The following is a 26,130-nucleotide window of genomic DNA, read 5'->3' on the forward strand; positions in this document are numbered from 1 at the left end:
AAGCCGGGCTTATGCTTCGGCTTCTTTCAAACTTTTACCGGACAACAGTGATTAATTATACACGAAACAGCGGCATTGCCGGAAGTTATATTCCGGGCAAAGCATGTATAAATTCAGAAATTGACCTGTCGGCTGCATCTGTTGCTTCGGGCAGTTGGTCGCTCGGTTCGGGTTTAACATTAGTAAATGATATTACATCAGGTTCAACATCATACCTGCTTTCAAATCTTGCAATTAAAACAACAACCAATACGGCCGGGGCTTATGACCTTACCGTAAATGGCGGTTTATATAAAAACTATCTGATTGTAGCTACCACGGCGCGCACGCTTCCTACCATTGTAGTTAGCGCCGCAACAATTTGTCAGGGCAGCAATATCAGTCTGAGTGTTACCGGCAGCTATATGCCAACGGAAATACGCGAATACGAATGGAAAATATACACGTCAGTTCCTACGTCTCCGCTGTTCAGCAGTACAACCAGTACCTTTACGACGCCGGTATTTAATACTCCGGTTACCTATATTATCCGCTATCGCGAACGCCACGAATGCTGTGGCTGGAGCCGTCCTGTATTTGCAAGTGTAACAGTTAATGCGCAGCCTACAGCATCTGCAGGCGGCAGTCAGACTATTTGCTACAATGCAACAGCAACAGTAAGCGGCGCCACTTCGAGTAACGGAACCATCCTTTGGACAGAAAACGGTGCAGGTTCAATTACATCAGGCGCAACTACGCTGACACCAACGTATACAGCAGCTCTGGGTGATGCAGGCAATACAGTAACTCTTACTATGACTGTTTCAAACAGTCCTTGTTTGGCCGCTACAGCTACCTACACTGTAAATGTTTACAGCAATTTTACCGCAGGCAGTATCGCTATGACCGGCGAAACTATTTGTAACGGCGGCGACCCTGTGAACATCAGCAGTTTATCGCTCCCGGTAGGTGGAAATGGCTCCTATTATTATCAGTGGCAAAAATCCACAACAAGCGATATTGCGGGCTTTAGCGATATTTCAGGAGCAAATAGCAGCAGCTATGATCCGCCTTCCGGATTGATAACAACAACATGGTACCGCAGAATGGCAAAAGACGGCGCATGCAACTTAAGCTATACCGCTTCAAGCGGAGTATGGCAGGTCGTAGTAGTTGCCGATCCTTCATCACCAACTGCCACTCAATCGCCCGCCGCAACAACGGTGTGTAACGGGCAGACATTAACCATTACCGGTGTTACCGATAATGGCGGAGGAACCGGAACATGCACTATTGAGTACCGCGCTAACGGCAGTTCATGGGGCACTTCTATACCGAGTTATACTGCATCAGTCGGTACAAATACAATTGAATTACGCAAAAATTGTTCAGCCAGCGGTTGCGATATTTCGCCCGTTACTACTTACACATGGAATGTCGTTGCCGATCCTGCAATGTCAACACAACCTTCCGATGCAAGTGGCTGCCCGAATTTCAGCTGTACTATTTCTGCCGATGCATCAGGTGGAACAGGTACTTTCAGCTATCAGTGGCAGGTATCAACAAACAGTTGTTCATCAGGCTGGGCCAATGTTTCAACAGGCGGAACTTCTTCATCGTACACTGTTCCAACAGCAGCTTCCGGAACCTATTATTTTCGTTGTGCAATAGCTCAGAACGGTGGAAGTTGCGATCCATTGATGTCGAATTGCGCAACCGTGACAGTTTATCCGGCACTGAATATTACTTCACAGCCGATACCAATATCTACCTGTATAGGTTCAACAGTATCGCTATCCACTGCCGTTACAGGTGGTGGTTCTTCCCCAGCCTATCAATGGCAAACATCACCCAGCGGAAACGCCGGCACTTTCAGTAATATCGGCGGAGCTACTGCTAATTCATATTCACCACCCACAACAAGTGCAGGAATAATATATTATCAGTGCGTGATTAGTTCTTCTTTTCCCGGATGTTCGTCTGTTACATCCAATGTTGCATCTGTGGGCGTAGCGGCTCAGCCGGGTATTGTTACACATCCCGCAAGTTCCTCCATATGCACAGGCGGTACAGCATCCATGACCGTTGTGGGTACCGGCGGGCAATCATCGACCTATATGTGGCAATATTACAACGGCTCAAGCTGGGTAGATGTAACTAATGGAACTCCATCCGGAGCAATATATACAGGTAGTACAAGCAGTTCATTCTCGGTTTCGGGCTTAGCTGTAGGCACCTATGATTACCGTGGTGAGTATCGGTCAGCAGCGTATGGTTGTGCTACTGCATCAAGCAACAGCGCCACTGTTACCGTTGTTGCCGACCCCGTGATTTCAACCCAGCCGGCGGTATCACAAACAGTGTGCGTCGGCGGAAGCCCAAGCTTAAGTGTTGCAGCAACAGGTGGCACCGGAACATTCGGCTATCAGTGGTATTCCAATACCCTGAACAATAATACAACCGGCAGCAGCCTCGGTTCAGGAAACGGAGCTCAGACAGATACGTATTCACCGGTTACTTCTATAACAGGTACGAAATATTATTACTGCATGATTACACAAACCGGCTCCGGTTGTGCCGTTACTTCAAATACCGGAAGTGTTACCGTTGTTGCCGATCCTTCAATCAGCACACATCCGGTTTCACCGGCAGATATCTGCACAGGCGGAACGGCAGGCATGAGTGTTACGGCGGCCAACGGTGTTGCACCTCTTTCATATCAATGGCAATATAACAGCGGCAGCTGGAACAACGTTGCTGACGGCAGTCCCACAGGGTCAACTTATACAGGTGGAACCTCCACGGCATTATCTGTATCAGGAATCAGCAATACAGGCGGATATCAATACCGTTGCATCGTTACTTCGGCAGGCAGTGGTTGCGATCCGGCCACAAGCAACATCGCGACCGTTACCGTTGTTTCAGCGCCGGCGGCACCAACAGCAACGCCTTCGCCAAATGTTTCTGATGTCTGCGCAGGACAGGTCTTATCGTTAATTAACGTTACAGATAATGGCGGAGGTACCGGCACATGCAGCTTCCAATATTCCAATAACGGTGGTGCATGGGGTGCACTCAGTCCCTATGCGGCAACCGTTGGAACCAACACTATTGACGTACGCAGAATTTGTACCGGAAGCGGTTGCGGAGCATCGGCTGCAACATCCTATTCGTGGAATGTTGTTCCTGATCCTATAAGCGGCGTGGTCAGCATCTCCACTCCTACAGATATTATCGTTTGTCCGGGCAACGTGCTAACGCCGCAGGTCACCGGAGGCTCAGGCGGAACCGGCACCATCACCGACGAGATACAATACCGTATTGGCACATCCGGTGGATGGACAACCTATACATCATCCATTACCGCCAACACTGTAGGCGATTACTATTTCCAGACGCGGAGAACTGCCACCGGCAATGATTGCAACACAAGCGCATGGTCGCCTGCAGGAAACGGGCAGCTTTTGTGGACTGTAAGTCAGGCTGTCGCGCCGGTATTGGCCGTCACACCCAATATGGCCAATGCGTGTATCGGCAAGGACATCACAGCAAGTATCAGCACTGCGGGCAGTGGAGGCGTTGGTTGCTCTGACATCTATGAATACCGCATTGATGGCGGAAGCTGGAGCGGTTACACGCCGGGCAGTACGTTAAATACTACAGGACATACCAGCATTGAAATACGGGCCACCAGAGGCAATTGCAGCGGAAATCTGTGTACATCAGCTTCGAATACCTACACATGGAATATTGTTGAGCCATCGTCATCGGGTGTTGCTTCAGGCGATTTCGTATGGTCGGGAACCGACGGTGTATGGAGTACAACGACCAACTGGCTCAATTACAACGGAACTAATTTTGTGGTTCCCGTGGTAATACCCGATACCAACTCAAATGTAATCATCAGACCCGATTCCACCTGTGTTTATATGTATCCTGATATTCAGTCAACCGGTCCGGTGTGCGGCACGATAAATATCCTTGCCGGGGCGCAGCTGTCCATTAACGGAGCAAACAACCTGGATGTCTATGGTGACTGGAGCAACAGCGGAATATTGAATCCGAATGCGGGGAAGGTGACTTTCAGGGGAACCAATCATTCCAACGTTTCGGGCAACACGAGCTTCCATGACCTTGCCATTAAAAAAGCAAAAGGAAGACTGGTAATATTGAGTTCAAATATTTCTGTAGGTGGTGAACTCGACCTCAGCAGGGGATTTATTATTTCTTCGGCCACCAACCTGCTCAATATGGGAGATGGCTCAACAGTAATCAATGCCTCAGACAGCAGCTTTGTGAACGGGCCGGTTCAAAAAACGGGCGACGACGCATTTACATTCCCAACAGGCGATTTCAGTGTTTCGGGCAGAATATTTGCACCGATTGCTATTACCGATCCGGGTGTGAATACAACAGACGCATTCATGGCAGAATATTTCTACAGTTCGGCTCCGAATAACTGGGATCCATGGGATATGGGACCGGGCGTTGACCATACCAGCGGAGTGGAATACTGGGACATTCAAAGGATAAGTGGCAGCACCTATCCGGGTATAACGATATTCTGGATGAACGGGACGCGCAGCGGCATCGTGGATACAGGAAATCTGGTACTGGCTCATCGTGAGATGTATAATGGCAGCCTGAGATGGATGTATAAAGGTGAAGCTGTCAGTGGAACCCTGGCATCGGGCGCAATCAGCAGCACATTGCCTTTCACCAGTTACAGTCCGATAACATTTGGAAGTAAAACATTGGGGGCAAATCCGCTCCCTGTATCACTTCTTGGATTTGATGCGGTTTGTAAAAACGATGTTGTGACCCTTGAATGGACAACTATGACAGAAACCAACAACGATTACTTTACTATTGAGCACAGCCGGGACAGCAAAGTATGGGAGAAAACCGCGACTGTCAGCGGCGCAGGGAACAGTAATGTAATCCGTGCCTACTCGTATAAGGATTTATTACCGTCAGACGGTATCAATTATTACCGACTGTCGCAAACCGACTACGATGGCAAAAAAACAGTTTTCAATTCCGTTTCTGTAAGTTGCGAAAACCCTACGGGTAGTGAGATTGCAGTTTTCCCCAATCCGTTTACTGATGAAATTGCGATTGAATATCCAAGTCGGAAATACAGCAATATAAGCATTCGCATTTATGACATTATGGGTAATTTAGTGAAGGAAATACAACAGGTAAATCCGCATCAGTCGCTGCTCAGCATTGATGTAGCAGCATTTGCACGGGGTGTTTATTATCTTGAATTCCGCACAAATGAAGTGATGAATGTGGTAAAAATAGTGAAGAACTAATCATTTTCCATTCCGAATAAAAAAGACTTTCCCTGCGGGAAGGTCTTTTTTGTTTTCATCTGCACCCAACCACGATATCGAGCTATATCATCGATTTCGTATATCCTTTTTTTACATCTTATACCAAGTTGTTTGTTGATTGGCTATAACGCTATTTTTCATCTACGAACCTGTATATTCAACTTTTAACTTATTGATTTGTTGATATTTATGTGAATTATTAATAGTGAAAAAGCTTGCGTTTTGCTGTTATTGGGATTATTTTTGCCCTGTCATTAAAAAAACACTCACAATGAAAAAAAACATACTTGCGGCTTTGGTCGCAGCAGTACCGCTTTTCATGGCATCAGCATTTGGCCAAACCACAATTCAAGGGAAATATCTGGTTCAAAATATCAGCTGCACCGAAGCAGGCACAGTAATGACCGAACCGTATTCTGTACTGTTTTATGAAAACTGGAAACAAAACATTGCAGTAGACTTTTCAAAAGATTCGGTAGCGTACTTATCATTCGATAAAAAAAATAGCGCTCATTATCAGGCAGGCGAAGGCCTTATCACCTTCTACTTTACCACAGGCACAGCAATCAAATTTGGCGGGCAGAAAACCGAATCTCCATCATTGAGTTCAACCACCTATCAGCTTGAACCAATAAAAGAAGGATACCGGCTTATTCTTGAAAAAGGAGAACATATTTCAATTATTGAACTCCAAAAGAAATAAAATGAAAAAAATAATTACACTCTTTTTCGTCAGTATATTGATGAGCTGCAGCTCATTGTATTCACAACCATTAGCCTACCTGTATGTAGGGGTAATCACACTGGAGCGCTACAACAGTGATTGCTGGGGCTGCGGCAACCCTGACCCAACATGGTATGTAAGCGGAACGCACAACGGAACCGGCGGGGGCACCTATACCAAAGGTTGGCAATATTCAGAAATGCCCGGTTACTCCTGGGATCTGGTAGCCACAGGCTGGGAAGATTATGTTATAAATACCAGTTCTACAACAGCTACTTCATTTACACTTGGAATTGATGCATGGGAAAACGACTGCGACCCACCTGAAACATTTACCTCTTGCAACCTCGGCCTGAATGCCGATAACAATCGTTGTACTAATGGCAGCATGACCACGATTAATTTCAGAAATCAAAGTCCGTGTACATGGCACACCGGCTGGGGCAACTGTGGCAGTTATTGGGTAGAATACAGTTACTACTGGTCTTTTAAAAGTGCACCCACCTGTACCCCTTCCATAACACCTGCTAACAATGCGCTTTGCAGCGGAAGTACCGTTACATTCAGCACGGGAAGCTGCAATGATGCCTATGGAAATACCATGTACAAGAATATTAAATGGCAAAAATCAGCCAATACCGATTGCAGCGGAGCAAGCGGATGGACCGATATCAGCGGAGCCACATCTTCGTCATACACGCCTCCGCAAACAGCCGGAACAAGATTGTACAGAGTAATAACAACGGCCAACTGCACAGCAGATTTCAGCTCATATACATCAACGTCAAACTGTGCCCGCGTTACATATAACCCTATGAACGGAGCCAACAGCGGTGATAACCCACCGGCCATTCAAAGTTCCGCCTGCGGCACTACCATTCTACCGAACGTTGCCACTGCATTTTCAGCCCTGGCCACACCGGCCGTGGGAGCGGCTGCTAATGTTACCTATACATGGAGCACCAGCCCATCGGCAGGTGTGACTATTTCCAATCCAAATTCCATGTCAACGAACATCACTTTTGCAACGCCAGGCAATTACGGTGTATCTGTTACTTATGGAGATGGATGCGCTGCTGCAAATGCCTATTCATCATGCAATCTTACCGTGTCACAACCCGACTGCAATTACATCTACGCATCATGGAACTCCGGGAACGATCTGAACCTTGGAGGGCCAACCGGTCCGGTAAAAACGCTCACCCGCGCCATGGCTCTGGTGAGCGGTTCCAGAAATTACATACGGATGGATGCGGGAACCTATACAGAAAATAATGTCATCAATTTAATGAACAACGTAATTATTGATGGCGGTTATTCCTTCGCAGGAGGCAGTTGGACAAAAAGCAGTGCAGCAACCACAACGCTCAACATGAATGGCACAGAATCGCCCACAGTTAACAGCGCTCACACAATTGGTTTTAAAGGAAGCAGTACCAGTGGATGGAAACTCCAGGACCTGACCATCAATGTTACATCTCCAACCGGGACATCAACCTCGGGGAACGGCCAATCTTCTTATGGCGTCTGGATAAACGGATGCTCAAGTTATTCAATCAGCCGTTGTGCAATTAATCCCGGCAATGCCACTAATGGAAACGGAGCAACCGCCGGTTGGCAGGGCATGGCAACCGACCCGTATGATGGCAACAACGGAAACGCCGGTAGCACCGGAAGCAGCGGTTCAACGGGAGGTTGCAGCATGTGGGACGACCATGGCGGCTCAGGCGGCGGTGGAGGCGGTGGAGGCAATGGAGGCGGAAGTCCTGTTGCCGCAGGAAGTAACGGCGGAGCAGGCGGCAGCGGAGGTACCGGTGGTGATGATCATGACGGCGCATGCACTGATGGCGTAAAACCTGGCTTTAGTGGCACAGCAGGCACGCTGGCAGGCGGTACTAATGGAAGTGCAGGCATTGCCGGCTTGTGCACAAACTGCAACTGCAGATTGGATGGAGGCTATGCCGGTGGGAATGCAACAAGCCCGACTGACGGGTCGAACGGTTCCGCAGGAAGTAACAGTTATCTCACCGGATATTTTGTACCGGGAATCGGCGGTAATGGTTCTGCCGGTACAGGTGGTTCAGGAGGTGGTGGAGGCGGTGGAGGCGGAGGCGATGCCAATGGACAGAATGAAGCGGGTAACGGCGGCTCAGGTGGCGGCGGCGGTGGCGGTGGTGGCGGTGCCGGAAAAGGCGGCTATGGCGGTGGCTCTTCGTTCGCAATTTTTATTTGGGCAGGAGGAACGGGTGGTGCGATTACGAATTGCTCATTGAGCACAGGAACAGCAGGAACAGGTGGACTTGGCGGAAACGGTGGGACAGGTGGCTCGGGAGCCTCGGGTGGTTCAATTGTGTCGGGATGCAGCGACCAGCAAAACGGAGGTGCAGGCGGCAGTGGTTCGGCAGGAAGTAAAGGCGGAAACGGTGGAAATGGTGCAATCGGTTTACGCTACGCCATCTGTCAGCAAAATGGAGGAACAGCACCTACGTTATCACCGGCTGGATTTGTAACCATTAATTCATCCACGTCCGGTGGAAGCATCCCAAACCCGGTTACTGTTACAGTTTCACACGGAACAAACAGCGTTTGCTCAAACAGCGAAATCACTATCGGACGCAGTGCCGCGGGCAGCTGGACATTACCCACAGGAGCAACATACGTAATGGACGTTAATTCCAGTACTTCGTCATATACTTCAACAAGCAACAACCCGATAATTATTCTTGCAGACGGCGGCACCCTGCCGGTATCACTGAATCTTACCACAAATGCTTCTGCTTACAACAGCTACCTTATTAAAACTACAGACAGGACACTGCCTACCATTAATATTTCAGGACTTCCGGCTTGCGAAGGAGGCACAATCACACTTTCCGCATCAGGACTTTATGGCACTACGGTAGATTATGACTGGCGTATTTTTACCACCGATGCCAATACTCCGCTTCAGAACAGCTCACTTGCATCGCCCTCATTCACGATTTCTTCATCCGGCACTTATAACATACGACTCAGGCTGCGTGAGCAATGCTGCGGTTGGAGCAAGCCTGTCTATTCTTCATTCACCATTAATAATGATCCTACTGCGCCAACAACAGCCACGCTCATCCCGGCTGTTGCCGATGTGTGCGAAGGGCAATTATTGAGCGTTTCAGGCGTGAGCGGAAGCACAGGTGGAGCAGGCAGCTGCGGTAATGAATACCGTTACCGAAACCCCGCCGGAACCTGGTCGTCGTGGGGAAGCAGCGTTCCAAATTTTACATCAACGGCCAGTGGAAATGCGGAAATAGAAATGAGGATAAACTGCAATGGCACCGGCTGTGATATTTCGCCGGCATACGCGGTATCATGGAATGTTGTCGATGACCCTGAAAGCGGTATGGTGAGCCGTTCAACGCCAACAGATGATGTGCTTTGTCCGGGTAACGTTCTGACACCACAGGTTACAGGGGCTACCGGAGGTATTGGCACCATAGCCGATGAAATTCAGTACCGGATTGGCACTTCCGGTGGATGGACAACATATTCAGGACCAATAACCGCTAATGTTACAGGTGATTATTACTTTCAAACCAGGAGAACATCCAGCGGAAGCGATTGCAATAACAGTGCGTGGACACCGGCAGGAAATGGACAGTTGCTGTGGACGATAACACAGGCAACGGCTCCGGTAATGGCGCTCACGCCGTCAGCAAATGCGTGTACCGGCAAAAATGTATCGGCAGTAGTGAGCAGCGCAGGAAGCGGTGGTGCAGGCTGCTCAGACAGCTTTGAGTATCGTACAGACGGCGGAAGCTGGAATGCCTATACTCCCGGAACCAGCATCAGCACCATAGGCCATACCAGCATTGAAATTAAAGCTATCAGGGGAAACTGCAGCGGTGCATTGTGCGCTTCTGCCAGCAATACCTATTCGTGGAATGTTGTTGAGCCAACGGCAACCGGAATCGCATCAGGCGACTACGTATGGTCCGGTTCAAACGGAAGCTGGAGTACCCTGAATAACTGGCTGCAATATAATGGAAGTAACTTTATTATACCCGGCGTCCTGCCCGATTCAACTATTAATGTAATTATCAGACCGGACGCTACCTGCGTATATTCTTACCCGGACATTCAAACGCCGGGATCCGCATGCGGGAATTTATTCATACAAGCAGGAGCATCATTCAGCCTGAACAGCACAAATGAATTAACGCTCTATGGTAACTGGACAAACAACGGCACGTTCAGTGCAAATCAAGGAACCATTATTTTTGACGGAAACAGCAACTCAACAATCAGTGGTAATAATACCTTTAAAAACGTCCGTTTGATGAAAGATAAAGGTAAAAACGTTATTCTGAATGATGCCATCAGCGTATCCGGACAAATGGATTTTACAAGAGGTTGCATTGTAAGCACAAGTACCAATTTAATTAGTTTTGAGGATGGTGCAGGCGCTATCAATGCATCCGACAGCAGCTTTGTAAAAGGACCGGTACAAAAAGTAGGCGATGATGCTTTTATTTTCCCAACAGGAAAGAACAGCGTTTCAGGAGATATTTATGCACCTGTAGGAATCGATGATCCGGGCAGCAATCCGGGCGATGCATTCCAGGCAGAATATTTCTTCACGACGGCTCCATTAAACTGGGAACCATGGGATATGGGACCGGGTGTGGATCATGCAAGCGGCGTTGAATACTGGGACATACAGCGAAAAAGTGGCAGCACCTACCCTGCTATTACATTATATTGGTTCAACGGCACACGCAGCGGAATTACCGACCTGAATGGACTGGTTCTGGCTCACAGAGAATTGTACAATGGACATGTAGTTTGGGTTAATAAAGGTGCAAGTATCAGCGGCACACTTGTATCAGGCTCCATAAAAAGCACATTACCGTTCACCAGTTACAGCCCGATGGCCTTCGGAGCCAAATCAGGGGCATCCAATCCATTGCCGATTGAGTTACTCTATTTTAAAGGAAGTTGTCTGAACGACAACGCCAAGTTAAATTGGGCCACAATGACTGAAACAAACAACGACTTCTTTACTATTGAACGAAGTCTTGATAACAAAGAATGGGAATATACAGCTTCACTAAAAGGGTCGGGAAACAGTAATACGATTCAACAGTATTCTTATACAGATTATAGCGCATATTCAGGCAGCAGTTATTACCGGCTTCTGCAAACAGATTATGATGGCAAAATCAGTGTATTCAACACCCTGACGGTGAGTTGTCCGGAAAACAGCCCTGACGAGCTGTTGGTATTCCCGAATCCTTTCACCGACAGGATTACCATTGTATTTCCAAACCGTTCAACTGCCAATGCCCGCCTCAAAGTATATGACCTGTTAGGAGGTTTGATAATGGAAAAGAATCCTGTGAATCAGCAATCTGAAATACTGGATTTATCAGGTTTAAAACCGGGAATATATTATCTCGAATACCTATCGGATGAGATGGTGAATGTGGTGAAAATCGTGAAAAATTGATAACTCATATTTACGCATATTAACGCTTTTTAATGATAGATTGGCGAATTGTGTTGTGCAGAATGCATTAAACCTGACGCAAAGCAGTAAAAATTTTCGAAGTTTTTACTATTTTTGCTAAGTTCTGAATTAACACAATGTTCCGCTCATGACAAAAACGTTTTCCGCATATATTTTTTCCCTTTTATCAGTGGTAGCGACGGTTTCCGCGCAGACCGGTCAGACCAAGCAGGCTGATATGAACGGTAAGGAAGTATGTGCAGATGCACCCTGGAGAATGCTAATAGCTGATACTGCAGGTGTATTAAACGGGTTACCCGTAACTATATTTATTGATGATGCAGACCTGTTTGGCGCTAATGCAGAACTTGTTTCAGTGAATATTTCATTGAAGAATGCAAGCGATAATTCATTCGGAAACGCCCTCACCTTTAATAATTACACAGATTCGGCGTTTTTGGCGTTGTTTTCAGACAAATCCATTACTGATAATCAACTGGATTGCCAATCCTTCGACGCAAGTCTTCCGGTAAAAGATGCAGCTAAAACCATTGTGTTTACGTCCAACAACTGCGGCTGGCCTTTCACCTGCACTTACGTGGATGTAACGCACAAATTCTGGTATTTCACATTTACCATTCCGCCCGATAAGCTCAGCGGATTTTCTGATATCATTGATATTCAGGTTGATTTTGAACTGCGATGGGAGCCGGACAACACAACACGCTTAAGGGTTTTCCGTTCGGGCAATGATATTCCGCGATTTGCAGGATGGTATCGTGGCGACACGCATTTTCATTCAATGTATACTCAGAATCAGATTGAATTCGGCTTGCCTTTAAATGCTTCACGAACCGCCGCTAAAAAGGTCGGCCTTGACTGGATTACCGTAACGGACCATTCAACCGATTATGATAATTACGGATCTGATATGCAGACCAACTGGGCTAAGCAGGGTTACGAGATTCTTGACCTGAACAGTCAGGATTCTGATTTTGTATTTATCCGCGGGCTGGAATCGTCACAACTGAACAGCGACGGACAATTAGTGCATATGCTGAATTATCCGTCGGCCAATAATCCATACATGATGAATTTTGTTGCCGATGGTGGTGGCGACATCGTGACAACACATGATATCATAGAAGACTTTCTTCTGGCGCTTGCTCCTACCGGCGGTTTTGCGTATGCCGCCCATCCGTATGCCGAAGGTGATAAACTTTCATCGGCAGGCAATGGCGGGCTTTGGAATGTGAGTGATACAGGGTTCTTCGTCAACGGGACCGTGGTTCCGGGTGTTGGAACGATTTCATGCAACGATTTAGCAACAAGCAGCGACATGTTTAATCCAAATCCAGCAAACGGATTGCTTCGGCATAATTTCGCCGGAGGCGAGATATGGAATTGCGGTACAAGCATGGAAACCACCGATGATTATTCTGACCCATGGAACGTAACCAATGATAACGGCATCACTCCCCTGGCGCCACTTGCAAATGACCACACCGACAATCATTTGTACAGGCTGCAAACGGGACTGAAAGTGTCGGACTTTATGAACAGACGCGGTCTTACAATGAAAAACAATAATCCACTGTCGAACAACTACAAGTTTTTTATGTCTGCAGGGACCGATGCACACGGCTCTTTCAACTATTCTAACACAAGTTTTTTATTGGGAATTACCGGGCATATTGATGATAATGCCATTGGCAAACTGAGCACGGTAGCGTATTGTCCCGATGGTATGGGTCATTATGGAAATCATATTTTAAAAGCCCTTAAAAACGGCAATACGATAATGAGTGATGGTCCATTGGCGACAATATCATTGCGTTTCAACAACGACACCGTCGACAGGCTCTTCCCCGGAAGGGATACTTCGCTTAGTGAAAGTGATTTTACCCACTGCACACTGCACATCAAAACACTTTCTAATCCTGAATTCGGAATTCCGGATACCATTACACTGGTGCTTGCTACTGAATCATTCGTTTATAGTATAAAAATTCCTGCTTCAGGGAACTATGCCGGTGATTATTATTACCCTGTAGATTCATTGTTTCATGCAATGACAAATGGTGACTCGCTGTCGGCAGGTGAATACTTTTTTGTGCGCACCGAATTGCAGACCTATAAAGACTACTCCTCGCAGGAAAGTCTGTATCGCAGACCATTCAAGTACTTTCACAGTTTTACAAATCCGATTTGGATTGGGAAAAAAGAACTCATTACTTCCTTACAAACGAACAGACAAACGGCGCTTCAGATTTATCCAAACCCGGTACACAATATTGTAAATCTGGATTGCAGCCTTATCCCCGGTGAATCAATTATACTAGACGTTTACGATATGAATGGCCGAACAGTTTTTGAAAGGACCGCTTCAGCCGCGGCACAGCCCACAATCAGCCTTGATGTGAGCGGCCTTCCCGCGGGATTATACATGATACGTGTAAAGTCGGAAACCACTACAGGAACGGCACGTTTCATCAAACAATAAAAAATGCCGTTCCGCCTTCGCAGAACAGCATTAAACCAAACCAAATTCAATTAAGAATCTCTCTGCGCTTTCTTATTACGCCTTGAGCGACGGGGAATAAAACCCGATAATCTCCCGACAGGCTCGGGATCAGTACTACTAAATGATTTCGCTTCGCAAAATCATATTATCACTGATTAAAGCAAGCTTTTTGCTGCAGCAATGGCTTTGTCGTAGTCGGGATGTGAAGCCACTTCCTTAACGTATTCCACGTAAGTAATGGTATCATTTTTATCAATAACGATAATGCCTCGTGCAAGTATTCTGAGTTCTTCAATCAGGAACCCATATTTAATACCAAAGTCGGTATCCTTATGATCGGAATAGGTTACCACCTTGTCAATACCTTCAGCAGCGCAAAAGCGACCAAGTGCAAACGGAAGATCGCATGAAATTGTAAGAATGGCGACATCGCCCAAAGCTGCAGCTTCCTCATTAAAACGTCGTGTCTGGGCCGAGCAGATGCCCGTATCAATAGATGGCACAACGCTGATGATTCTTACTTTTCCTTTGTATTCGCTCAGTGTATGAGGTTTAAGATCATTTGAAAGAACCGTAAAGTCAACAGCTTTGGTTCCTGTTTTTGTTAATTCGCCCAAAAGGGTAAGCGGATTTCCGCCAAATGTAATAATCCCGGTGTTCTTTATCATTTCTGTGATATTATTTAATTAATGATTTTGCAGTACTTTTACGTTCAGGATGCAAACATAGGCATTTACACGAATATTAAAGATTGACAAAAATCAATGGCATACAGTAACCTATCTGAATTCATTACGGCACTTGATAAAGCCGGCGAGCTGATACGCATCAGTGAATATGTTTCGCCGCATCTGGAAATTGCTGAAATCACCGACCGTATATCAAAAGCCGGTGGTAAAGCGCTTTTATTCGAGAATACCGGAACGGATTTTCCGGTTCTTATAAACGCCATGGGCTCTGAAAGGCGCATGTGTATGGCGCTTGGGGTTCACGATCTTGACGATACCGGAAGAGAAATCGACAGCCTGCTTAAAAAAATATCCTCGCCCATGCAGTCCTTTCAGGACAAGCTGAAAATGCTGCCACTGCTTAAAAGTTTTTCGTCGTGGATGCCCAAAACGATAAAAGGGAAAGGAGCCTGTCAGGAAGTCATTGACATGCAACCCGACCTGGGCAGGTTACCGGTTCTTTTTTGCTGGCCTTACGACGGCGGTCCTTTCATAACGCTGCCGCTGGTTCACACTAAAGATCCCGTGAACGGTGTTCGGAATACAGGCATGTACCGTATGCAGATTTTCGGGCCCGATACAACAGGTATGCACTGGCATCTTCATAAAAACTCAGCACGGCACTACAACGAATATAAAAAGTTAGGGAAACGCATGCCCGTAAGCGTTACGCTGGGTGGTGACCCGGCATGTACGTATGCGGCCACAGCACCCCTGCCTGATAACCTGGACGAATTTATGCTGGCTGGATTCCTGCGAAAGAAAAAAGTTGAGCTGGTAAAATGTATTACCAATGATATAGAAGTGCCTGCCGACGCCGATTTCGTGATAGAAGGCTTTGTTGACCCAATGGAAGCGCTTGTAACGGAAGGTCCGTTTGGCGACCACACCGGTTTCTATTCATTGCCCGATTTGTATCCGGTATTTCATGTAAGCTGCATCACGCACAGAAAAAAGGCAGTGTATCCGGCAACAATCGTAGGAACACCTCCACAGGAAGATGCCTGGATTGGAAAAGCTACGGAACGCATATTTCTTACTCCGCTTCGGATGACGATGGTTCCGGAAATACTTGATATGAATATGCCTCCTGAAGGTGTATTTCATAATATCACGATTGTAAAAATTAAGAAAACCTATCCCGGACAGGCATTTAAAGTTATGAATTCATTGTGGGGCGCAGGGCAGATGATGTTCAACAAAATTATGATTGTAACCGATGAACATACGGACATCCACAATTATGATGCAGTACTGGATGCTGTCCGGAAAAATACGAATACAGCATGTGATATATTCCTGAGTAAGGGACCTGCCGATGTGCTTGACCATTCATCAGTGCGCTATGCAAGCAGCGGAAAGATGGGAATTGACGCTACCGCTAAGCTGGAAGATGAAATGGTTCAATCGGTTAAAGAGGATAAAATAATTACCTTCGACGGCAAGTCATTCATACAGCAATATCCATGGATTACGGCAGTTAACAGCCGTTTTGTTGCATCAGGAAATTCAATTCTGATAGTTGGAATTAAAAAAGAGCAAGCAGGACTTATCAGAGAATTTGCAACAAATACAGCAATATCAAGTCTTATAGAAGGTATTCGTTTTATTGTGTTTGTTGACGAGAGCGTAAACATAGACGCAACGGGCATTGTAGCATGGTATGCCGCAAATAATATGGACCCGCAACGTGACATTTATGAAATGAAAAACAAAAGCGGGACGTGCATACTCATTGATGGAACCCGTAAGACCGGAGCGTTTGATAATTTCGGACGCTCATGGCCCAATGTAATTGTAATGGATGATGCCACAATAAAAGCCATTGATGAGAAATGGGATGGACTTGGTTTGGGCACTTTTATTACATCGCCTTCGCATGAATACGCAACACTGCTTTATGGCAGCGGTGCCTTCGCAGAACATCAGAAATAACTGATCATTCCGAAGTGGAGTTTTGATTGCTTGAACAGTACGGGACTTCCGTATTGTGAGCCCAATGCGTAGCTGATTGAAAAAATACCGATACGTGTTTCGAAGCTCAAACCAGCGCCAAATCCGTAAGGCGTGTCGTGAATAAAATCTTTCACAGTACGTTTTTCGTAATACGCACCATTCCAGAACAGACTGACATAGGCATTTTTCTCGTAAAGATATCTCAGTTCAGCGGTAGCGATTGAATAGTACGATGCCCGGAATGATTCTTCGTCAAAACCTCTGAAACTGCGCAGACCGCCAAACTGAAAAAGTTCGTTGTCGAACAGTTCGCTTCCGACAATCCATGCGTTATCGGAAGCAATCATGAGTGTTGCTTTTCGTGCAAGCGGAATAAATAAATCGGCATAACACGCCCCTTTATACTGAGTAGAGCTCAAATCAAGACTGTCATAAAGAATCGGATTCACCAGATCATTTCTTTTGATTTGCCTGTTGCCTGCAGCTCCCGAAAGCTTAATTCCATAGCCTTTGCGAGGATTAAAACGGTAATCATAATCCAGTTTGCTGAGTTCAATACCATACAGAACGGATGAAACATCGGCATAATCGGGCAACACGGTTGCATTCCCGAGTCCTGTAGCTTTAAGAAGCGACGAGGATGCAATTTCAGCAAACCCTTTGATATAGGCATCAGACGAAAAGAGATATTGAATACCAATGTTGGTATTGACCGAGAGATACGAAGTATCTTTTTTATAAAGTTTAAAAGCAACATCAATACCCAAAGGTGTTGCAAAAATATAGGGATATATCAAATGAATTTTCAGGTCCTGCGTTGCTTTCTCTAATTTCCGCCATTGCAAATCAATCAGCTCTCCCCGACCAAAAGCGCTGAGCAGTGCCAGTTTCAGCTCTCCGTTCAGCATAAGCTTACCGGTTGTACGGTTATTCGGCATCACACCAAGAAGTCCATCGAAACGACTTGCTTTTTTGCGGTCGAGATACATTACGATTTTTGCTTTGCCGGGTTCAAACACAATTTCCATTGGTTTCTTTTCCGTAAGGAATTGCAGGTCGCGTGTGCGCTGCGGTATTTTTGAAATTATGGATTCATTATACAAATTACCGGGTCTGACTTTTAAATAATAATAAAAGTATGAACGGGCTATGCGGGCATTGCCTTTCACTGAAATACTGTCAATTTTAACAAGATCATTTTTTTTGAGCATGATTGCTGCAGAAATCCGGTTGCTGTCGATACGAACGCTGTCAAGCTGAAACGAAACAAAAGGATATCCGTTATTCTCGCAGTAGCGAATCATTTTGTCTGAAAGTCGCATCAGTTCCGGGATACTGATTTTTTTTCCTTTCAGCTGGTGCTGTTTAAAACCTTCTTCGTGCAATAATTCCGCATCGGCATTACCATGACTGAGATTCAGCCAGGTGTACTGCATACCTGCAGTAAAGATTCCTGTGGCCGATGCCGTATCATAAATAACCGTATCAAATCGGGCAGCAAGATATCCGCGTTCGTAAAAGCCGGAAAGGAATGCACCAAGAACTTGCTGAACGGCCTCTTTGCTTTGTACTGCAGCATCGTAATTAATTTTTCGCACAAGCTTCTTTGAAATACTGTCAGCACCCTGAACCTTCAGTGAAAAGCGATTCTGTCCAAGGCTTTCCAGAGGAATCATCAACACAAAAAATACTAATGCCCAACAAATTTTTCGACCCATGACAGAATTATAACAGGTATAAAGAACGCAAATTTATCATGATAATTATGCGAGTGACCAATCAATCGGTTCGATGCCCTGAGCATCCAGTATTTCGTTGGTTTTTGAAAAGTGTTTGCATCCGAAAAATCCATTTCGCGCGGAGTATGGCGAAGGATGTGCTGCTTTGAGGATAACATGTTTAGTGGTGTCAATTAAAATATCCTTACTCTGGGCAAATTTTCCCCAAAGCAAAAACACGACCCCTTTGCGCTGATCAGAAATTGCTTTAATAACGGCATCGGTAAAAATTTCCCAGCCAATCCGGCTATGCGACATTGGAGTATTCGCACGAACCGTAAGTGACGCATTGAGCAACAGCACTCCCTGTCCGGTCCATTTTTCAAGATTCCCGTTTTCACATATGGGGATGCCAAGATCATCTTTAAGTTCTTCAAAAATATTCACCAGCGAGGGTGGTTTCCGCACCCCATCGGCAACTGAAAATGAAAGCCCATTGGCCTGACCGCGTCCATGATACGGATCCTGACCAAGAATTACGGCTTTAACACTATTGAAAGGAGTATGATTAAAAGCAGCAAAAATCTGAGCGCCCGGCGGAAAAATCTCAAACTTTGATTTTTCGGAAATAAGGAAATCCTTGATACCATTGAAATATGGCTTATCAAATTCAGCGGCTAAGGCTGTTTTCCAACTCTCGTCTATTTTTGGATTGATTGCTACCATGTTGCAATTTTACGAATAATTTTAACGTTTAGCCAATATCATGTACCGTTAATAAATGCCATAAAGTAACTGTTGATTTGAACCAGGTCCGTCACTATCAGGATGCAATGAATAAAATATAGTTATTATAGAATTGTTTTAAAATGCAGGTTTCCCATAGGTTGATGTTAATAAGTTTCTTAATAAATATTTGACCATCACTTCACTGTTTTGTAACTTTGTGCCTTATTTTGCAGCTATATTAAGCAATTTGTGATATGAAAAAAATCCTGGTATTGATAGCTTTTGCACTTGCTGTTTGTTTTATTTACTCTTCATGCAAGACTACTACAAGATGTGATGCCTACAAGCACCCCGGAAATTACTCAAACAGGTATTAAACACATTATTTACGACAATGAAAAAAACCAGCCTCATAGTAATACTGTTGATGTTTATAGCAATTGGTCTGTTTTCGTGCCGCACGCATGAGTTATGCCCCGCATATAGCAAAGCCAACAAGGCAGGCACGGAGAAAAAAGGATAATAGAATTTTTCTTCCCATGATATTGTTCATGGGATTTTTTTTTCTGTACGGATAAAAGAACCATTGCCCTTTCGTATATTTGCATTGTCTGTGCTTTAGCATGCTCATACCATGAAAAACTTCCGTATCCTCTTCGTTTTTCTTTTTGTATTCGGATTTTGTGCCGTTTCATGGTCGCAATCACCATCAAATATTGATAATAAAATCCTGTATAGAAAAGAGCGAAGTGCCTTTATTGAGGTTCATACGGGAGGCTGGGGACTGGGTTATCGAACCGGCAAGCACATTACGGGCTATAAAAAGCGGATGTTCGAATTTGAAGCCATCGGGATGAAACATCCCAAGGAACTTAAAATAACATCGTATTACGAAAATTCGCGCAACTTCATATACGGTAAGCTGAACAGCGTTTTCATATTGCGCGGCGGGTACGGGCGCCAGCGCGTACTGAACGGAAAGCCTTACTGGGGCGGAGTTGAAGTGCGTTTTTTATGGTTTGGCGGCGTTTCTATTGCTTTAGCAAAGCCTGTATATTTATATATTGTCAAGTATATTGACGAAAACGGCAATCAGGATATTGTAACAGAGCGATACGACCCATACAATCATGCAATCACCGATATTTATGGCCGTGCCTCGTTTTTTAAAGGATTCGACAAGATGTCCGTTTATCCGGGAGCCTATTTTAAAACAGGACTGAGCTTTGAATACGGTGCCGACGACAGGCTGCTGAAATCGCTAGAATGTGGTATTGCCGGAGATATCTATCCTAAAGCAGTCCCAATCATGGCATTCAATAAAAATAACAACTACTTTTTATCGCTCTATCTTTCGCTGCATATAGGCAAAAGAAAAAACTAATGGACCCCTGCTGATGGACCCGATGAATGAGGCCGCCCCCAAACCCCACTTACGAAAGCCCGAATGGCTGCGCATAAAATTGCCCCGAGCCGATGAATATTCAAACATAAAAGCGCATTTAAAAGAGCTGCAGCTTCATACAATCTGCGAAAGCGGCAATTGCCCGAATCAAGGCGAATGCTGGTCAGCAAAAACCGCTACTTTTATGATTCTCGGGAATACCTGCACACGCAACTGCCGTTTCTGCAGTGTAGAACAAGGCACCCCTTTGCCACCCGATTGTGCCGAGCCCCAGCATATTGCTGAAGCAGCTAAACGGCTTGAACTTAAACATTGTGTGCTTACAAGCGTTACACGCGATGATTTGGCCGATGGTGGTGCGGAAATCTGGGCACAAACAATTGAAGCACTGCACACTCAATGTCCGGGACTTACGATTGAAACGCTGATACCTGATTTTAACGGAAAGCAGGACAGTCTGGATAAAATTATTGCTGCCGGGCCTGATATTATCTCACACAACTTAGAAACGGTTGCCCGACTTACTCCACGTATCCGTATAAAAGCCAAATATCAATTAAGTCTGGATGTGCTTAAAAACATTTCTCAGGCAGGTATTCGTTCAAAATCAGGGATTATGCTGGGACTAGGCGAAACAAAAGAAGAAATTATTGAAACCATGAACGACGTGCTGCAGACAGGATGTAAAATAATAACCATTGGACAGTACCTTCAGCCGGCGCGCCATTGCACTCCCGTTGAACGTTATGTGGAACCGGCTGAATTTGAGGAGCTGGGGAAGATTGCACTTGATATGGGATTTGAGATAGCCGAGAGCGGTCCGCTTGTCAGATCATCGTACCATGCTGAAAAACACATTAAATCAAGATGCCGTTAACTGATATTCCGTTACCGTTAACTGACTTCGCTTTGAAAAGTAATCACCAATGTGTATTTTTGGTAATCAAATCTTTCCAAAAAAAATGGCACAATTCTTAATAAATCTTTTTCGTGTTTTTTCAAAAAATATGTATCTTGCGCCGTTTTTATTAATAGTATTGTATAAATCGAGTAATTAGTAAATACTAACATAAACAAAATTAGTTGATAATATGAGACGTAGAGATTTACTTATCAGTTTAACTTTAGTGTTTTTTATCGGCTCCGTGGTGGCCATGTCTATATTAAATCATACCCCGGTAAAACAGTATCATCCGCGCAATTCCGTTTCTGAGAATGGAATCAAAGGAGCTGTTGAATGGTTAGCGGCCATCCGGAACAATAAAACCACCGGGGAAGTGAACCCAATGGATATTCTTAATGCGCGTGCAGAAATTGCTTCGATGATGCACACTAAGTCATTAGGCATACAATGGCAGGAACTTGGGCCTAACAATGTTGGAGGCAGAACACGCGCTATTATGGTTGATAAAGACAACCATAATCTTCTTTTTGCGGGTGGTGTAAGCGGCGGACTGTTCAAATCGGCAACCGGCGGAACATCGTGGGTGCGCATTAGCGGCTTCCCGGAATTGAGCATTGCATGTATTGCACAAAGCCCTACCACAGGGTATTTGTATGTAGGAACCGGTGAGTATTATGCAAACGTTGACGGCACTAACTTCGGCACACCGGGATTTATTGGAAGCGGACTTTATGAATCAACAGACGGTGGTACAAGCTGGCACATTTTTCAGAATGCGGCACCCAGCATTACCAATGCAACAGCCACCGAATGGGCGTTTGTGAACCGTATTGCCTTCGACGCAAACGGCAGGCTTTATGCCGGCACCAACAAAGGACTTCAGTGCTGGGATCAGGGTGGTTCAGCCTGGGTTAACCCTATTTTTGCCACAGGTACTGTTACCGACAAACGCGCTGTAAGAAGCCTGTCAGTTGGTTCTGACGGAACTGTAGTTGTAAATATCGGCACAGACGTTATGGTTTCTGAAGGAGGAACCGGTAACGGCAATCCTCATACATTTTTTGACAGAAACCCTGCTTCCGGAATAGACAGAACAGAAGTTGCTGTTGCCCCATCCAATCCGAATTACATTTATGCATGTTCTGCAAGTGGTACCGGTGCATTGGTAGGCGTTTTCAGATCAACAGACAAAGGTCTCACGTGGACACTCATTGGCCCTCCGGGAGGTCCAGCGTTTAATGTTTTTGGCGATAATAATCAGGGCGATTACGACAATGTTATTGGCGTATTCCCGAATAACCCTAACCACGTTATTGTTGGTGGCATTGACCTTTGGGAATGGTTCAACGGTGGTAATTTTACTCAAATATCAGCATCTTATGAACTTCATGTTGACCTCCACTGCATTACTTTTGACCGCACGAATCCCAACATCTATTATATTGGATGCGACGGTGGTATTGCAAAAACAATAGATGGCGGCGGCACTTTTGCACATATTAACAAGAATTACAGCGTAACACAATTTTATGCAGTTGCGATGTCAAATCAGGGAGCCGTAATGGGAGGAACTCAGGACAACAGTTGCCCTTACGTCAGCCGCACAGGAATTGACCCCAAAGCTGCCGACGTTCTTTTTGGCGGTGATGGCGGATGGGCTGCATTTTCATATATCAACCCCGATGCATTCTTTGGAACAGCCCAATGTGCTTCAGCATGGCGTTCACCAGATAAAGCTGCCTCCTATAAAGTGGCTTCAACAACAGACGGCAAACCCGAATTTTTTAGTGCAGCAATGCTATCACCTGCCACCCCGGCCCCCGGCGATTTCGGTTATGCTCCATTTGTTACTCCATTGGTTTTATGGGAAAGCGTAGCAGACATTTACAACACGGATTCTATATTGTATAAAGCAACCACCAACCTTACAGCAGGCGACACCATTATTGCCAAATCGCACAATGCTCTTTTCCCTTTCATGCATATTATGGAAGATAATTTAGGAATAGGCGACTCTGTAAAGATTCAGGATCCGGTTACAAGTAAATATTTTATTTGTTTGGCAAGTGGTATTTGGATGACACGTGAGCCTCTGAATTTTGCCGTGGTTCCAAAATGGTATAAAATCAGCAGCATTGCAAATGCACAAACCATCACCATCTCTAAAGACGGCAATTACCTTTTTGCCGGAATGACCAATGGTCAGGTATACAGAATATCGAATCTGCTTATTGCCAATGATTCATTAAGCGCAACATACAACAGCCCTTATTGTGTGCTTGAGCAGAAAGTTATCAAGAGTTTCAGCGGTCAGGCCGTTACTTCAATTGGTGTTGACCCGAATGATGCAAACAGGCTTGTAGTTACACTGGGAAATTATGGCAATGATGATTACATTTATTTCTCCGGAGATGCACTTGCTTCCTCACCGACGTTCTCGTCAAAACAAGGAACTACGACAGGAAAGAAATTGCCGAAAATGCCAATCTACTCTTGCATAATAGAAATGGGCAATCCGAACAGGGTTCTTTTGGGAACTGAGTATGGAATATATGCAACCGACAATATTTTGGCCGGCCCTGCCCAGATAGAGTGGACAGAAGAAAATGCAGGTATGGACAAAGTACCGGTGTTCATGATCAGACAGCAGGTGTATCAGATACCCGGCATAACCAATTATGGTGCTATATATCTGGGAACACACGGAAGAGGCTTTTTTGAAAGCACCAACTATTTGGGTATAGACCCGAATACGAATGTTGCCGCTAATATTTCGTCAACAATCAGTATTTATCCCAATCCTGTTTCGGAAACAGCCAACATTGCATACACACTCACTAAAACCGGCGATGTAAGCATTGATGTTTATGACATCACCGGAAAAGTAGTAAAATCAGCAAAAATCGGCACTTCAGCTAAGGGAAACCACACATCAAGCATTGATGTCAGCGGGCTAAGCAGAGGCACTTACATTGTAGGAATTGTAAGCGGAAGCGAACGGAAAACCGCGAAAATGATTGTAACAAGATAATACATAAAAGCATATTTTGAAAAGAGCCGCGGGTAAGGCTTGTCGGCTCTTTTCATTAAAAATAATCAGACAGGAATCAATCATAAATTGAAAAAGAAATGAGAAAAAAATTACTCACACTGGCGTTAACTATTTTGTCGGCAGTGGCATTTTCAGCTACCAATATTTATGCTCCAACTCTTGTATCTCCCGCCAATAACGCCGGAGGCGCAGCAGTTTCATTATTATTAGACTGGAATGCAGTTCCGGGTGCCATCAGTTATAAAGTTGAATACACTTCAGATACTTCGTTTACGAATGCAAGCGTAATACTGTGCGCGGTTACAGCCACAACCATCAATGATTTATTTTTTGGTACCGTTTATTCATGGAGGGTGAAAGCTTATGGTGTAAGCGATTCATCGGCATGGTCGGCAACTTTCAAATTTACCACCACAGACAAGGTCACAATGGTAAAGCCCGTTGACAGCACACACAATCGTTTTACCACACTTCCCATTCAGTGGACTTCGATTGCCGGTGTATCTACCTATGAATATGAAGCTGATACCGTAAACACCTTTGACAGCCCGTTGCATATGACACAGTCATTCGTAGGCACTGAAATTAAAGGGAATACAAATGCCCTGAAATTCGGCAGGTTCTATTTTATGAGGATGCGTGCAAAAGATGCAGCTGATACATCGGGATGGGGCAATATTCTTCATGTTTGGACTATCGATACCGTATATCTGAAAAAGCCTGCAAACGATACCGTGAATACCTTTTCGAACGTTGCAATCCAATGGAAATACAATGGTGCGAAAGATTATCAAGTAAGTATTGCAACAGATTCCGCATTTGCGTCAGAAGTGATTTACAATGTTGACAGCACGCATATTTATTTCAACGGAACAATAGATACATTAGTGACAACAAAAGAAGACCTTGCCTTCAACACCCAGTATTATTTCAGGGTTCGTGGTACCAATGTATGGGGAACCTCAGTGTGGAGTGCTGTACGTAAATTCAAAACACTCGACTGTGTAACAATGTTACTTCCCGCCAATCTGGCCACCGGAGTAAGTACATTGCCTGAATTAAAATGGAGCGTTGCAGGTGCAGACAATTTTGAAATTCAGCTTGACACTTCAATGGTGTACAGTAATCCGCAAATATTTCATACTACAGACACTACCGTACATTATATAATTACAACCGAACTGCTGCCTCATACCACTTATTACTGGAGGGTACGTGCAATCCATACCACCGATACGACATCATGGTGCGCAGGCAGGTCATTTGAAACCAATGGAGGCGCAGGCATCAGCCATAATTCGGTTAGTCTTAATAATATCAGCATCTATCCGAATCCCTCGAAAAGCGGCATGGTTTATATTCAGGTAAACAGCAATCTGGAGCAAGAAATCACGGTTATTGTTTCCAATCTGTTTGGGCAGGATATTTATAATGAAAAGCATTCATTAGGTAACGGTCAGAACAACATCAAACTCGATTTGAGCAATTCAGGCAATGGCATATACCTTGTAAAAGTTATTAATGCAGGAAATGCGATTACGCGTAAAATTGTTCTGGATAAATAAGGTTTTTAATTTTCATAAAAGA

Annotated in this window: 13 protein-coding genes; 10 read left to right on the top strand and 3 right to left on the bottom strand. The window is 45.0% G+C overall.

The window, feature by feature from the left end:
* Window positions 1-11: 11 nt before the first annotated feature.
* From WCM76_09360 to WCM76_09375, 4 genes are all read left to right on the top strand, one after another.
* Window positions 12-5,297 (top strand): T9SS type A sorting domain-containing protein, encoded by a 5,286-nt coding sequence (locus WCM76_09360; protein ID MEI6765836.1) that lies wholly within the window; start codon window positions 12-14, stop codon window positions 5,295-5,297.
* Between the two features lie 292 nt (window positions 5,298-5,589).
* Complete coding sequence (locus WCM76_09365) at window positions 5,590-6,021, top strand: hypothetical protein (GenBank protein MEI6765837.1); 432 nt, start codon at window positions 5,590-5,592, stop codon at window positions 6,019-6,021.
* A gap of 1 nt (window position 6,022) precedes the next feature.
* Window positions 6,023-11,527: a T9SS type A sorting domain-containing protein gene (locus tag WCM76_09370; GenBank protein ID MEI6765838.1), complete on the top strand. Its 5,505-nt coding sequence runs from the start codon at window positions 6,023-6,025 to the stop codon at window positions 11,525-11,527.
* A gap of 148 nt (window positions 11,528-11,675) precedes the next feature.
* A complete protein-coding gene (locus WCM76_09375; GenBank protein ID MEI6765839.1) occupies window positions 11,676-14,030 on the top strand; it encodes a T9SS type A sorting domain-containing protein in 2,355 nt (784 codons plus the stop codon).
* A 176-nt stretch (window positions 14,031-14,206) separates the two neighbouring features.
* Here WCM76_09375 and tpx read toward each other — a convergent pair whose 3' ends face one another.
* Window positions 14,207-14,719: a thiol peroxidase gene (tpx, locus tag WCM76_09380; GenBank protein MEI6765840.1), complete on the bottom strand. Its 513-nt coding sequence runs from the start codon at window positions 14,717-14,719 to the stop codon at window positions 14,207-14,209.
* 96 nt (window positions 14,720-14,815) lie between these two features.
* On the opposite strand from tpx, the gene WCM76_09385 reads away from it, so the two are divergent.
* The gene (locus tag WCM76_09385) at window positions 14,816-16,714 is read left to right on the top strand and encodes a menaquinone biosynthesis decarboxylase (GenBank protein ID MEI6765841.1); all 1,899 of its coding nucleotides are present in this window, start codon (window positions 14,816-14,818) and stop codon (window positions 16,712-16,714) included.
* Here the strand turns inward: WCM76_09385 and WCM76_09390 are convergent.
* Both WCM76_09390 and ung read right to left on the bottom strand, forming a co-directional pair.
* Window positions 16,705-18,411 (bottom strand): BamA/TamA family outer membrane protein, encoded by a 1,707-nt coding sequence (locus WCM76_09390; protein ID MEI6765842.1) that lies wholly within the window; start codon window positions 18,409-18,411, stop codon window positions 16,705-16,707. The two genes, WCM76_09385 and WCM76_09390, sit on opposite strands and share 10 nt — an antisense overlap.
* A gap of 87 nt (window positions 18,412-18,498) precedes the next feature.
* Window positions 18,499-19,179 (bottom strand): uracil-DNA glycosylase, encoded by a 681-nt coding sequence (ung, locus tag WCM76_09395; GenBank protein ID MEI6765843.1) that lies wholly within the window; start codon window positions 19,177-19,179, stop codon window positions 18,499-18,501.
* A 397-nt stretch (window positions 19,180-19,576) separates the two neighbouring features.
* Here ung and WCM76_09400 point away from each other — a divergent pair, with 397 nt between their 5' ends.
* The 5 genes from WCM76_09400 (at window position 19,577) to WCM76_09420 (ending at window position 26,108) form a co-directional block, all read left to right on the top strand.
* The gene (locus WCM76_09400) at window positions 19,577-19,705 is read left to right on the top strand and encodes a hypothetical protein (GenBank protein ID MEI6765844.1); all 129 of its coding nucleotides are present in this window, start codon (window positions 19,577-19,579) and stop codon (window positions 19,703-19,705) included.
* Between the two features lie 111 nt (window positions 19,706-19,816).
* Window positions 19,817-20,566, top strand: a complete 750-nt coding sequence (locus WCM76_09405; GenBank protein MEI6765845.1) for a hypothetical protein — start codon at window positions 19,817-19,819, stop codon at window positions 20,564-20,566.
* Between the two features lie 13 nt (window positions 20,567-20,579).
* Window positions 20,580-21,464 carry a lipoyl synthase gene (gene lipA, locus WCM76_09410; GenBank protein MEI6765846.1) on the top strand — a complete coding sequence of 295 codons (885 nt, stop codon included), beginning with the start codon at window positions 20,580-20,582 and terminating at the stop codon, window positions 21,462-21,464.
* A 214-nt stretch (window positions 21,465-21,678) separates the two neighbouring features.
* Complete coding sequence (locus WCM76_09415; protein ID MEI6765847.1) at window positions 21,679-24,522, top strand: T9SS type A sorting domain-containing protein; 2,844 nt, start codon at window positions 21,679-21,681, stop codon at window positions 24,520-24,522.
* Between the two features lie 98 nt (window positions 24,523-24,620).
* A complete protein-coding gene (locus WCM76_09420; GenBank protein ID MEI6765848.1) occupies window positions 24,621-26,108 on the top strand; it encodes a T9SS type A sorting domain-containing protein in 1,488 nt (495 codons plus the stop codon).
* Window positions 26,109-26,130: the final 22 nt, after the last annotated feature.

It is taken from the genome of Bacteroidota bacterium (genome assembly GCA_037133915.1).
Classification (GTDB): domain Bacteria; phylum Bacteroidota; class Bacteroidia; order Bacteroidales; family CAIWKO01; genus JBAXND01.